Here is a 13,222-nt window from a genome sequence, read left to right as displayed (position 1 = left end):
GTGCTTCAACGGGACTGTACCGCTTGGGATATCCCTCGGGTGCCCAGTTTGCCCAGAGGCGAACGCGGCTACACCGGCGCCTCGCGCCACCAGCGGTCGTAGAGGTCCTGTCCGGAGCTGCCGCCGTAGATGGCGATCGAGCAGAAGTTGCGCTCGACATCGTCGAAGGCCACCTCGAGCACGCCGGCCGGCTGTCCGGCCGGATTCGTGGTGTCGGCCCAGATTATCCGCCCGGTGCCGGACAGCCGCTCCCACGGTTGGTCGCCGACCACACGGACATCCGGAAACGGGCTGATCCTGGTCGGCGTCCGATTGACATTGCAGAACACCGAAACCACCTCCGCGGGAGCACGATTCCCATTGCAGTTGAGGTGACCGACCCCTTGCAGGGGCACGTTCAGATCGACCTGCTTGCGGTCGCGGTCCATCGCGATGCAGCGCATGCCCTGATAACCGCTCGCGCCGGGAGAGGCGGGCAGCAGACCGGGAAACACCTTGGCCACGAAGGTGTGGTTGCCCCAGTTCACCGGGTCGGCCGGGGTGGCCGAGGGACCACTCGTCTTGGTGGTCGGCGCGGCCGTCGGCGCCGCGGTCGGGCCGTCACTCGAATTCGCGGACAGCACAACCGCACTCGCGACGGCGACCGCCGCCACCGCGGCCAGCGCACCCACGGCGACGGCGAGCCGGCGCCCCCGCGTGCGCGGCGGCGCGCTGTCGAGCGGATGCGGCCGCGACACCTCGATCGGCTGCGGTATCGCCGGGGCGAGACCGAACGCGTCGGCCGCGGCCGACGCGAGCGCACCGCACGAGGGATAGCGACGGCCGGGATCCTTCGCCAGCGCCCGCGCGATCACCTCGTCGATGGCCGGAGGAAAACCCGGATGGACGGCCGTCACCCGCGGCGGCGGGTCGCTCAGATGCGCCTGCATCACCGCCGCGACCGTCGCGCGCACATAGGGTTTCCTGCCGGTCAGCAATTCGTAGAGGGTGCACCCGAGCGCGTAGATATCGGCGCGGTGGTCGACGACACCGGCCATGAGCTGCTCGGGTGCCGCGTAGGCGAGGGTGCCCATGACCGACCCCACCTCGGTCAGCGCCGTGGCTTCGCCCGCCGCCCTGGCTATCCCGAAATCCGTCACCCAGACCCGGTCCGGCTCACCGTCGCGGGACCGCAGCAGCAGGTTGGCCGGTTTGACGTCGCGATGCAGCATCCCGGCCCGGTGGGCCTCGTCGAGACCGCGAGCCGCCTCGCCGACGATGTGCACGGCGCGATACGGCGGCAGCCCGCCGCCCGAGCGGCGCACCAGTTCGGCGGCGTCGGCGCCGTCGACGAACTGCATGGCGATCCAGAGCCTGTCGCCGGTGACGCCGCGGTCGTACACCGCGATGATGTTCGGATGGTCGAGCCGCGCGGCGAGTTCGGCCTCCCTGATGAACCTCGCGCGGAACTCGGCGTCCGCTCCCCGGTTGGCGGGCAGCACTTTCAGCGCATCCCGTCGGGGCAGCCGCGGGTGCCGCGCCGCGTAGACCGTGCCCATGCCGCCGGTGCCGAGGACGCCCTCGATCAGATACCCGGCGAACACGGTCCCCGGGTTCAGGCTGTCCATCATTCGACCTACTCGCTCTTCACCAGCAGCGCGAGCTGCGCCGAGCTCCGCTGCTGCGTCTCCTTCAGGTCGGTCCCGTACAGGATGGCCTCGTAGCGACCGTACAACAGGTGACAGCCGAATCGCAGCTCGCCCTTGGACGCCGAAAGCGATTCCGTGCAGCGGATATCGGGGACGCCCGCGGGGACGGCGGCGGCCCGCTGACCGGGCAAGGTCTGTTCGTCGGCGGTGTCGGTGAACTGCCTGCGCCCCACGCCGACGTCGGGATGCCGGAGCAGGAAGTCGTCATTGCTGCGCGCCATGAGAATTCCTTTGGGATCGTCCTTCAGCTCGGTCCCCGCGCCGAGCAATTGCGCTGCGCGCGGGCCGTATACGACGCCGATCGCCACGATGACGTTGCGCCAGCCCGCGTTCTTATCGTCGCCGTTCACCCACACTCGCGGATACGGCCACTGCCCTGGAGCTTTCGGCACCATCCTGGCCAGCATGCCGTCGCGGTCGAGCGGCAGCACGGCCAGTTTGCCCGGCGGCGTCGGCGTGAAATCGCGCAGTGCGGCCACTTGGGCGCCGAATGCCTGCTGCGCCAGCCCGCTCAGCGCGGGCAGCTCCGGTGCCGGGTGCCCGACGAGCAGGCTGATCACGAACGAATCGTGGGCGAGCGTCGCGGCGAGCGTCGGCACCGCCGGACGCCAATGAGCGCGTGCGCCAGGGTGTTCCGCGATGGTGACCGGTACGTTGTCCTGACTCACCGCGGCATCGATGGCATCGATGTCGGCCGCCGCGTTACGCGCCGCCTCGGCATCGGGAAAGCGCAGCAGCATGATCGTCAGCAGGCGCGCCTTGCCCACCGCCAACGTGCGCACGATGTCCTGGTCGGCGCCGCCGGAGGCGAATCCGGCCAGCATCCCGTGCTTTTCGAGGGCCGCGCGCACCGATACGGCCAGGAACCCCACCTTGTCGGCGGTGGGCAGTGGTACCGCACGCGCACCGCCGAGCTGAAAGGTCAGCGCGGGGTCGGCGGCGCGGGGATTGATGATCGCCTCCCCCATCCGGACGGACTCCAGTATCCGCCCGTACTCTTCGCTGTTGTTGGTGGGCGCGACGAGCGGGTCGACGTGGTACGCGCCGAAGTCGAGCTTCGACAGCTCGGGCTTGGCCGGTATCGGATTACCTTGCAGCACACAACCTGTCAGCACGGTCAGTGCCGCGGCGAGCAGTGCGGTGAACGCGCGAGGTCTGGTGATCATATTTCCTGCTCGTTTCGTACCAGCAGACCGTACTGCACCGCGGCCCGCTGCCGGACGTCCTGCGAATCGCGGCCGAAAATCGTTGCGACATAACGCCCGTACAGGATGCGGCAGGAATACCTGGCCAGCGCGGGCTGCGGTGTGTCGAAAGCATCCATGCAGTAGACGTCGGGTACCGAAGGCGCTTGGACCGGCCGAAGCGCCGTTGTCTTCGCATCCGTCTGCCGTGCGCGGGTGAACGCCTGGCGCGCGATGCCCGCGTCCGCGTACCGTGCGAGCGCGTTGAATCCGTTGAACGCGAACGCCTCGTAGGGCGTGTCCCGCCTGCGGTCGACCACCAGCGCCGCGGCCCGGCGTCCGTAGACCACACCCGTCGTGATCACGAAACCCGACCAGCCCGCATCCAATTGCTTATCGATGAAAGCCACCGCAGGAAAGGGCCAGCGCCCAGGCGCCTCCGGAGCCATCCGCCTGACCATCCCTTCGGGGTCGAGAGGCAGCGCGGCGAGCCGATCGCGTGGGGTGGCCACGAATTCGCGCAGGCGCGCCAGCTGAAGGTCGAAAGCCTTGCGCGCCATACCGGTCAGGATCGCCGAATCGGCCGAGGTGTGGCCCGCCAGCACGCTGACGACGAACGATTCGTGTGCGATCGTGGCCGCGAGCGTCGGCACGTTCGGCCGCCAATGCGCGTGTGCCGCAGGATATTCGGGCACGGCGACGGCCACGTTGGCCGGATTGACGGCGGTGTCGACGGCATCGATATCGCGCGCGGCCCGCTGCGCCGATTCGGCATCGGGAAAGCGCAGCAGGAACACCGTCAGCACGCGGGACGTGCCGACCTCGGGCCCGCGCGGCCCGGATTCCCGGTCGGCGAATCCGACCGCGAATCCCGCGAGCATCCGGTTGACCTCGAGGGTGTTACGCACCGGATTCGCGAGGAATCCGGTGACCTTCGCCGGCGTCGGCAGCGGGGTACCGCCGGTCCCGTTGATCGGATGGGTCAGCGCGGGGTCGACGTCGACGGGGTCGACGATCGCCTCCCCCATCCTGGCCGACTCCAGCACCCTGCCGTACCTGTCCCGGTCGGACTCGGTCTCGTCCCGCGGCTCCGCGAGCGGCTCTGCGCTGTACGCGCCGACATCGAGTGCGGCCAGATCCGGTCGCTCCGGCACCGGACGCCCCTGTGCCACACAGCCTGTCAGCAGCGCCGTCACCGCGACGGCGAGGGCGGCAACGGTCTTGTCACAACGGCGCATTCATCCACCACATGTCACGCAGGTCGACCCCGGACCCGGGGCCGTCGACTCGGATACGACAGAAGTTCTTGCCCGGATCGTCGAAATAGACCTCGAGCACACCGGCAGGTTTACCGTCGACACCGGTGTCGCTCCCCCAGTTGAGGCGTCCGCTGCCGGACGGACCGCTCCAGCGCTGCTCGCCCTCCACCGTGCGCGGCGGCCGTTCGGGCACGATGGGTGAGCGGTTCACATTGCAGGCGATGAGCACCGTTTGCGCCGGATCCAGATTGCCGACGCAGAACAGCTTGCTGACCGGTGCGGACGTGTCGTAGGACTGGTCCTTGCCGCGATCGTCGGGTGCGCAACCGGTGAGGTCCTGATAGCCGATGCTGAAGGGCACCGGCGGTAACAGCTTCGGAAACGTCTGGGCGATATAGGCATACGCGCCCCAAGCGCCGGTGTTGACCGCGGGCGGTTTGGGCTGTGCCGTCGTCGCCGCCGGTGTGTCCCGGCCGCTCCCGGCGATCAGCGCGACCGTGACAGCGGCAACGAGCAGGACCGCGAGCAACGCACCGCCCACGAGCAGCCCGCGCCGCCGCCGTCCGCTGGGCCGCACCGAAATCACCTCGGTACCAACGAAATCCGAGGCAGCCATCGCCGCGTGCGCGGCCGCGGCCAGCGCCGCACCGCTCGGATAACGCTGCGCAGGATCCTTGGCCATCGCCGTCGCGATCACCGCGTCGAATCCCCTCGGCACGCCGGGATTCACCCGGGACGGCGCGGGCGGCGGCTCATGCAGATGCGCGTACATCACCGATCCCGCGCTCTCCCTCGGGAACGGCACCGAACCGGTGAGCAGGTGATACAGCGTGCCGCCGAGCGCATAGACATCGGTGCGCCGATCGACCGCCTCGCCACCGATCTGCTCCGGCGCGGCATACGCCAGCGTCGCGGTGACCACGCCAGGCCCACCGAGCGTCGTGGCATCGTCCGCGTCGCGCGCGATGCCGAAGTCGGTGAGCAGCACCCGATCCGGCTGTCCCGGCTGCCCCGCGACGAGAATGTTCGCCGGTTTCACATCGCGGTGCAGCAGCCCGGCACGGTGGATCTCGTCGAGTCCGCGCGCGGCCTCGGTGAGAATGTGCACCGCGCGAGATACCCCGAGCGGGCCGCCGCGTAGCAGCTCGGCCACATCACCACCGTCGATGTACTGCATGGCGATCCAGAGCCTGCCCTGGTACTCCCCCCGATCCCAGACCGCGACGAGATTCGGATGCTGCAGCCGCGCGGCCACTTCCGCCTCGCGCAGAAACCGGGCCCGGAACTCCTCGTCCCCCTGATGGGTATCCGACAGGATCTTGAGCGCATCCTTACGCGGCAGCCGCGGATGCTGCACCAGGAACACCGCCCCGACGCCACCGACCCCGAGTCTGCGCTCGATCCGATACCCGGCGAAGACCGAGCCTTCGACGCCATCCATTGAGATTTCCTTCCGATCCCCGCCGGCTACAGCGGCGCGTCACGCCACCAGCGGTCGTAGAGTTCCTGCCCTGAGCTGCCACCGATGACCACGATCTGACAGTGACTGCGCGAGCCGTCGTCGAAACCGATCAGCGCGACGCCCTGCTTGTCGCCGCCGGTCAGATGCCCCCAGATCAGCTTCCCGGTGCCGGAAATCCGCTCCCAGCGCTGATCTCCCTCGACCGTCATATCGGCGAACGGAAGCAGCGGGCGACTACCGCGACTGACGTTGCATTGCATCTTCAGCTGTGCCACCGGATCGCTGCGGCCGCGGCAGCTCAACCGGATCACTTGGGGATCCACCGGCGCGTTCACATCGACCCGGCGCCAGTCCTTGTCGGCCACGTCGCATTCGATGTCCTGGTAGCCGCGCGCCGTCGGAGTCGCCGGTATGAGTCCGGGAAACAGCCGGGTCGTCGCGAGGTAGCTACCCCAGGACGGCTGACCGCTGGTGATTGTCGGCGAGGTGACCGTCGTGCTCGGCGTACCGGGCGCCGCGACTGCCGATGTCACCGACGTCGATGGTCGACGATCCGAATTACGGTTCAGCACAAGGATGCTCACGATGCCGAGGACGACGACGGCCGTCAGTGCGGCCACACCGACCACTACCCGGGCTCGCCTGCGCGGCGCTGCCGGGTGGACGCCGAACGCGTGCCGGTCGTGCCCGAGCGCCGTCGCCGCCGCGGCGGCGAGCTCGCCGCAGGAGCGCTGGCGATGATCCGGGTTCTTCGCCAGCGCACGGGTGAGCACGTGATCGATCTGTGGTGGGAGTTGAGGATTCGCCGCCGATGCGCGCGGCGGCGGATCGTTGATCTGGGCCTGGAGCACAGCCGCCGCGCTGGCACGGTGGAACGGCTTCGCCCCCGTCAACAACTCGTAGAGGGTGCAGCCGAGCGCGTAGATATCGGCCCGGTGGTCGACGGCACGTCCGGTCAATTGCTCCGGCGCCGCGTACGCCAGCGTCGCGAGTACCGCACCCGTCTCGGTGAGCACAGTGGATTCGTCCGTGGTCCGCGCGATTCCGAAGTCGGTCACGTAGATTCGCTCCGGCTCGTCGCGCTGCGGTTCGATCAGGATGTTCGCGGGTTTGACGTCGCGGTGCAGCATCCCGGCCCGATGCGCCTCGTCCAAACCGCGCGCCACGCCGCGCACGATGTGCACCGCACGCTCGGACGGCACCCCGCCCGGCGATCGGCGAATCAGCTCGGCGGCATCGGTACCGTCCACGAATTGCATGGCGATCCATAGCCGTCCGTACTCCACCCCGCGGTCGTACACCGCGACGATGTTCGGATGATCGAGCCGCGCCGCGAGATCGGCCTCCCGGATGAAGCGGGCGCGGAACGCGGGATCGGCGGTTTGCTCGGCCGACATCACCTTGAGCGCGTCCCGGCGCGGCAGCCGCGGGTGGCGTGCGAGATAGACCGTGCCCATACCGCCGCGACCGAGCATGCGCACGATCGGATATCCCGCGAAAACCGTTCCGGGAAGTAGTGCGTCGTTCATCGGGTCTCGGCATTCACCAGCAGGCCGTACTGTGCCGCCGCCTGCTGGTGCGTGTCCTTCAAGCTGATGCCGCGCACCAGCGCCATATAGCGGCCGTACAGGAGCAAGCAACCGAACCTCGGGCTACCCGCGGCCAGTGTCAGCGATTCCGTGCACCATGCTTCCGGCACCTTTTTCGGCGCCTCAACCACCCGCTTTCCTTCCTCCGCCGTCGGAGCCGCCACGTCGAGCGCGAACTTCTTGCGGGCGATCGCCGGGGTCGCGAACCTGCGCAGATTGCCGGTCCCGCTCCCGACCGACAGCTCACCGGCCAACTCCCGCGACTGATCCAGCGACCGGCTTCCCTCCGCCCTGCCGCCCAGCAGGTAGAGCGCTCGCGGGCCATACACAAAACCGTTGGTGAAGGTGGTGTAGTCCCATCCGGCGTTCTTCGCGATGGTCAGCGCGTACACCACCGGATACGGCCACACCCCCGGCCGCGCGGGCAGAACTCGCCGCAGCATCCCCTCCTGATCGAGGGGCAGGGCGGCGAGCTGGTCACGGGGTGTCGGCCGGAAGTCACGCAAGCGCGTCATCTGGGCGCCGAACGCTTTGGCGGCCACCCCCGTCAGCACGCCGAGGTCCGGGGAGGTATGCCCGATGAGCACGGTGATCACGAAGGATTCGTGCGCGAGCGTCGCCGCCAGCGTCGGCACCGTCGGCCGCCAATGACCGCGCGCGGCCGGATACCCCGGAATCTCGACGGGTACATTGGCCGAACTCACCGCGGCGTCGACGGAATCGATCTCCTGGGCCGCCTGCCGCGCCGAGTCGGCATCGGGAAAACGCAGCAGCAGGGCGGTCAACAAGCGAATGGTCCCGACCGGTGGATAGCCGGGACCGTCGTAATCCCTTCCACCGACCCGGAATCCGGCGATCATTCCGTGCCGTGCGAGCACGGCCTGGACCGGTTCGGCCAACATTCCCGCGGTCTTGGACGGCGTCGGCACCGGTGACCCGCCGAGCCAACGCGTCAGCGCGGGATCCGCCTCGGCCGGGTCGACCATCACCTCCGCCATCCGCGCCGATTCCAGTATCCGCCCGTACTTTTCGCTGCTGTTACGCGGCTCGGCCAGCGGCTCGATGGAGTACGGGCCGAGATCGAGCGAAGCGAGATCGACCGTGGCCGGTAGCGGATTGCCCTGGCGCGCACAGCCAGAGGTGAACGCGAGCACGGTGGCGACGACCGCGAGCGCGATGACCGAGCGGAGCAGCACCGTGCGAACCTCCTTGTCACAGTGGCGCATCGGGCCACCACCTGGTACGCAACTCGGCACCGTTCGCGCCACCCCGCAGCGTCAATTTGCAGAAGTTGCGGTTCGGCTGATCGAAGTACACCTCGAGCCGACCCCAGGTTTCCTGGCCGACGGTCGTGTAATTGCTCCACCGCAGATATCCCGAACCCGAAGGGCGGGTCCACCGCTCATCTCCCTCGACCCGATCGATCGGCGTCGGTGTCATCGCGGAACGATCCGCATTGCAGTCCAGATCCAGCAACGCGATCGGATCCTGGTCGCCGTTGCACTTCAGCTTGGCCACCGGGACCGGATCGTCGAACGACAGCGAATCCTTCTGTTCGTTCTCCGCGCGGCAGACAGCCAAGTCCTGGTAGCCGAAACCGAACGGGTGATACGGCAGCAACGCGGAGAACGGCTGAACCGCATACGCATAGGCACCCCAGTCGCTGGACAGCGCATCCGGCGGCCGTACCGAGGTCGTGGTGCGTGGCCGCGCCGAGTGCTCGCGATCGGACCACGCCAGCGCCACGATGGCGGCCAGCGCGAGCACGGCCGCCAGCGCAGCGGTACCGAGGACCAGACCGGCGCGCCGAGATGCTGTCGGCCGGGGCGGCGTTGCCGCGGCAACGGGCGGCGCGGCGGCCAATGCCGCCTGAGCGGCCGCGGCCAGCGCGCCACAACTCGGATAGCGCCGCTGCGACTGCTTGTCCAGGGCTGTCGCGATGACCGTGTCGAAGCCGGGCGGTAATCCGGGATTCAGCGACGAAGGCCGGGGCGGCGGATCGTTGAGGTGCGCGTACATGATCGACGCGGCGTTACCCCGGGGGAACGGCACCGAGCCGGTGAGCATCTGGAACAGCGTGCAGCCCAACGAGTAGACGTCGGCACGCTGATCCAGCGGGCCACCACGGATCTGCTCCGGCGCGGCATAGGCCAAGGTCGCGGTGATCCCACCGGCGTCGCCGATGGTCGTGGAATCGTCCGCGGGACGGGCGATGCCGAAATCGGTGACGAGCACCCGATCCGGCCCACCCGGATGTTCGGAGAGGAGGATGTTGGCGGGCTTCACATCTCGGTGCAGCAGCCCGGCACGGTGGATCGCGTCGATACCGCGCGCCGCCTCACCGACGATCCACACCGCCCGCGCGGTATCGAGAACGGCAGGGCCGCGCCGGATCAGTTCGGCGACATCGATGCCGTTCACGTACTGCATCGCGATCCAGAGCCTGCCGTCTTCCTCGCCCCGGTCCCGCACCGCGACCAGATTCGGATGATGCAGGCGCGCGGCGATTTCGGCTTCGCGCAGGAATCGAGCCCGGAATTCGCCATCGGAGGCGTGCGCCTCGGACAGGATCTTCAGCGCGTCCTTACGCGGCAATCGCGGATGCTCGGCCAGATAGACCGAGCCCATGCCGCCGGAACCAAGTCGTCGCTCGATCCGATACCCGGCGAAGACCATGCCTTCGACGACACTCACTGAGTTTCCTCCCGAACTCCACCGAGACGGAAACCCACACCAACACCCCGACCCCAGCCGACCAAACGTTTGGCGGGCAGCCGTCTACAGCGCGAACTATAGCAAGCGTCAGCACCGGTGCCACCCCGAATGTTCGCGTTGTTTATTCGGCACCAATCGGATCAGATCGGCGCAAACCGAATCAGAAGCCCAGTTTGCCCAGCTGTTTCGGGTCGCGCTGCCAGTCCTTGGCGACCTTGACGTGCAGGTGCAGATAGATGCGGACGCCGAGGATGTGCTCGATCTGCTTGCGCGCGTTGGTGCCCACCTCCTTGAGGCGGGCGCCGCCCTTGCCGATGATGATGGCTTTCTGGCTGGGGCGTTCGACGTAGAGCAGTGCGTGCACGTCGAGCATGTCTTCGTTCTCTTCGCGCGGCAGCACCTCCTCGATGACGACGGCCAGCGAATGTGGCAGCTCGTCGCGCACGCCCTCCAGCGCGGCTTCGCGGATGAGCTCGGCCATGAGGGTTTCCTCGGGCTCGTCGGTGAGCTCACCGTCGGGGTAGAAGGCCGGGCCCTCCGGCATTTTCGAGGCGATGACATCCACGAGCACCTCGACCTGCTCACCCTTCACCGCGGACACCGGAACCACGTCGGCGTCCGGGCCGAGCAGTTCGGAGACGGCCATGAGCTGGTGGGCCACCTGATCGCGGCTCACCTTATCGATCTTGGTGACCACGCCGAGCACGGTGGTCTTCGGCGCCATCTGCTTGATCTGCGAGACGATCCACTTGTCGCCGGGCCCGATCTTCTCGTCGGCCGGTATGCAGATCGCGATCACGTCGACCTCGGAATACGTATCGCGCACAAGGTCGTTCAGACGCTGGCCGAGCAGGGTGCGCGGCCGGTGCAGGCCGGGGGTGTCGACCAGTATGAGCTGGGTGTGCTCGCGGTGCACGATGCCGCGGATGGTGTGGCGGGTGGTCTGCGGGCGCGAGGAGGTGATCGCGATCTTCGCCCCGACCAGCGCGTTGGTCAGCGTCGACTTGCCGGTATTCGGCCTGCCGACGAAACAGACGAAACCGGAACGGAATTCAGCCACCGTGCACCTCCGCGTCGTCGACGATATCGAATACCGCACCGCCGTCGCGGTCGGTGAACACGATCCGCGTCTCGGCCGACACCTCACGCACCGCCGAGACACCCGAGTCGGAGAACCGGCCACCGACAACTACGGCCGCCTCGAAACCTTCCGCGCCGCTGGAGATCGCGGCGGCCACCGCGGCCTGCAGGGCGGTCAGCCGCAGCGCCGCCAGGCTCACCTCGCCCGCGGCGTAGGTCCTGCCGTCGGTGTCGCGGATCGCGGCGCCGCTCGCACCGCCGGTGCGCCCCATCGCACCGCGGGCCAGGACCACGAGTTTGCTGTCCTCGGCATCCAATTCAGTCATCGGTCTCTCCGTCCGTTGCATTGCCTTTGCGCTTGCCGCCAAGTGACTTGCGGCCGTTGCCCTTCGCGCTGTCGTCCTCGGGTTGCTCGGCGTCGGCGAACTTGTCCGAGGCACGGCGCACCACCACGGTGTGCACCCGCATCCGCCCGCGCGCGTCCGCGCCGCCCTCACCGCGCAGCACCAGCCCGTGCACGGTGACCTTGGAGCCGGGCAGCGGCACGCGGCCGAGTTCGTGCGCGAGCAGGCCGCCGACGGTGTCGACGTCCTCCTCCTCGATCTCCAGGCCGTACAGCTCGCCGAGATCCTCCACCGGCAGCCTGGCCGAGACCCGGTAGCGGCCGTCGCCCAGATCCTGCACGGGCGGCGTCTCGTCGGTGTCGTACTCGTCGGCGATCTCGCCGACGATCTCCTCCAGCACGTCCTCGATGGTCACCAGGCCCGCGATGCCGCCGTATTCGTCGACGAGCAGCGCCATGTGATTGCGCCTGCGCTGCATCTCGTCGAGCAGATCGTCGAGCGGTTTGGAGTCGGGCATGAAGACGGCCGCGCGCATCACCTCGCGCACCTTCACCTTCTTGTGCCGATCCGCGTACGGGACAAGGTCTTTCAGATAGACGACGCCGAGGATGTCGTCGACGTTCTCACCAACCACCGGAATACGCGAGTGCCCACTGCGCACGGCGAGCGACATCGCCTGCGCGGCAGTCTTGTCCGCTTCGATCCAGACCATTTCGGTGCGCGGCACCATCACCGCGCGCGCCGCGGTGTCGCCGAGTTCGAAGACCGACTGGATCATCCTGCGCTCGTCGTCGGCCACCACGCCGCGCTCGCGGGCCATGTCGACCACCTCGCGCAGCTCGATCTCGGAAGCGAAGGGGCCGTTGCGAAATCCCTTACCGGGGGTGATCGCGTTACCGATCAGGATGAGCAGCCTGCTCACCGGGCCGAGCAGCCTGCCGATGAACTGCAGCGGCAGCGCGGCGCCGAGTGCGATCGAATAGGCGTGCTGACGGCCGAGGGTGCGCGGGCCGACGCCGATCACCACATAGTCGACGAGCACCATCACGATGGCGGTGATCAGCAGCGCCCACTCGTCTTCCAGCATGGTGATCAGCGCGGCGGCCAGCAGCACGGTCGCGGTGATCTCGCACAGAATGCGCAGCAGCACCATGAGATTCACGTAGCGGGGCCGGTCGGCGATGACGCGGCTCAACCGCACCGCACCTGGCCGGTCCACGCGCACCAGATCGTCGACCCGCGCGGGCGAGACGGTGTTGAGCGCCGAGTCGATGGCCGCGAAGACCCCGCCCACCGGGACGAGCAGGATCGCGAGCACGATCAGCGTCACTTCATTCACGCGGGCGAATCACCAGGCGTGGTGAAGCCGGCCTTGCCGAGCAGCCTGGCATCGCGTTCGGCGAGCTCGGCCCGCCGCTGTTCCTCGCGCAGGCTCTCGTACCACTCCTCGAGCAGCCTGGCCTGCAGCGCGAACATCTCCTTCTCCTCCTCCGGCTCGGCGTGGTCGTAGCCGAGCAGGTGGAGCACGCCGTGCACGGTCAGCAGCGCGAGCTCGTGGTCGAGGGAATGGCCTGCCTTGCGCGCCTGGGCCGCGGCGAATTCGGGACACAGCACGATGTCGCCGAGCATGGACGGGCCCGGCTCCGGGCTGTCCGGGCGGCCGCCCGGCTCCAGCTCGTCCATCGGGAAGGACATGACGTCGGTCGGGCCGGGTAGGTCCATCCAGCGCATGTGCAGGTCGGCCATGGTGTCGAGATCGACGAGCACCATGGACAGCTCGGCGGCGGGGTGCACGTCCATCCGGGCGATCACGAAGCGCGCGACACTGACCAGGTCCTCTTCGGGTACGTCGATACCCGATTCGTTGGCGATCTCGATACTCACCCGAACATCGTAGTGGG

The 13,222-nt window shown here is 68.3% G+C and carries 11 protein-coding genes; all 11 read right to left on the bottom strand.

Going from position 1 to position 13,222, the window contains the following annotated elements; all coding sequences use genetic code 11:
* Positions 1-68: 68 nt before the first annotated feature.
* Positions 69-1,610 (bottom strand): serine/threonine-protein kinase, encoded by a 1,542-nt coding sequence (locus ACIG5A_RS12220; protein ID WP_397240215.1) that lies wholly within the window; start codon positions 1,608-1,610, stop codon positions 69-71.
* A 5-nt stretch (positions 1,611-1,615) separates the two neighbouring features.
* Entirely contained in the window at positions 1,616-2,854 is a 1,239-nt protein-coding gene (locus ACIG5A_RS12215; protein ID WP_397240214.1) for a hypothetical protein, read from the bottom strand.
* The gene (locus tag ACIG5A_RS12210) at positions 2,851-4,110 is read right to left on the bottom strand and encodes a hypothetical protein (RefSeq protein WP_397240213.1); all 1,260 of its coding nucleotides are present in this window, start codon (positions 4,108-4,110) and stop codon (positions 2,851-2,853) included. The genes ACIG5A_RS12215 and ACIG5A_RS12210 overlap by 4 nt, the downstream gene beginning before the upstream one ends.
* On the bottom strand, positions 4,097-5,572 hold the full coding sequence (locus ACIG5A_RS12205; RefSeq protein ID WP_397240212.1) for a serine/threonine-protein kinase: 1,476 nt from the start codon (positions 5,570-5,572) through the stop codon (positions 4,097-4,099). The genes ACIG5A_RS12210 and ACIG5A_RS12205 overlap by 14 nt, the downstream gene beginning before the upstream one ends.
* A gap of 26 nt (positions 5,573-5,598) precedes the next feature.
* A complete protein-coding gene (locus ACIG5A_RS12200) occupies positions 5,599-7,122 on the bottom strand; it encodes a serine/threonine-protein kinase (RefSeq protein ID WP_397240211.1) in 1,524 nt (507 codons plus the stop codon).
* Positions 7,119-8,378, bottom strand: coding sequence for a hypothetical protein (locus ACIG5A_RS12195; RefSeq protein ID WP_397240210.1), 1,260 nt, complete (start codon positions 8,376-8,378; stop codon positions 7,119-7,121). The genes ACIG5A_RS12200 and ACIG5A_RS12195 overlap by 4 nt, the downstream gene beginning before the upstream one ends.
* 16 nt (positions 8,379-8,394) lie before the next feature.
* Positions 8,395-9,876, bottom strand: a complete 1,482-nt coding sequence (locus ACIG5A_RS12190; RefSeq protein ID WP_397240209.1) for a serine/threonine-protein kinase — start codon at positions 9,874-9,876, stop codon at positions 8,395-8,397.
* A 181-nt stretch (positions 9,877-10,057) separates the two neighbouring features.
* Positions 10,058-10,957, bottom strand: a complete 900-nt coding sequence (gene era, locus ACIG5A_RS12185) for a GTPase Era (protein ID WP_397240208.1) — start codon at positions 10,955-10,957, stop codon at positions 10,058-10,060.
* Positions 10,950-11,303: a cytidine deaminase gene (locus ACIG5A_RS12180; protein WP_397240207.1), complete on the bottom strand. Its 354-nt coding sequence runs from the start codon at positions 11,301-11,303 to the stop codon at positions 10,950-10,952. The genes era and ACIG5A_RS12180 overlap by 8 nt, the downstream gene beginning before the upstream one ends.
* Positions 11,296-12,660, bottom strand: a complete 1,365-nt coding sequence (locus ACIG5A_RS12175; protein WP_397240206.1) for a hemolysin family protein — start codon at positions 12,658-12,660, stop codon at positions 11,296-11,298. Before ACIG5A_RS12175 ends, ACIG5A_RS12180 begins: the two co-directional genes overlap by 8 nt.
* Complete coding sequence (gene ybeY, locus ACIG5A_RS12170; protein WP_397240205.1) at positions 12,657-13,205, bottom strand: rRNA maturation RNase YbeY; 549 nt, start codon at positions 13,203-13,205, stop codon at positions 12,657-12,659. Before ybeY ends, ACIG5A_RS12175 begins: the two co-directional genes overlap by 4 nt.
* Positions 13,206-13,222 lie beyond the last annotated feature (17 nt).

The sequence above is a fragment of the Nocardia sp. NPDC052566 genome, from assembly GCF_044547285.1.
GTDB lineage: Bacteria > Actinomycetota > Actinomycetes > Mycobacteriales > Mycobacteriaceae > Nocardia.
Note: the sequence above shows the minus strand (reverse complement) of the source record. Positions and strands in the feature narration are given on the sequence as shown.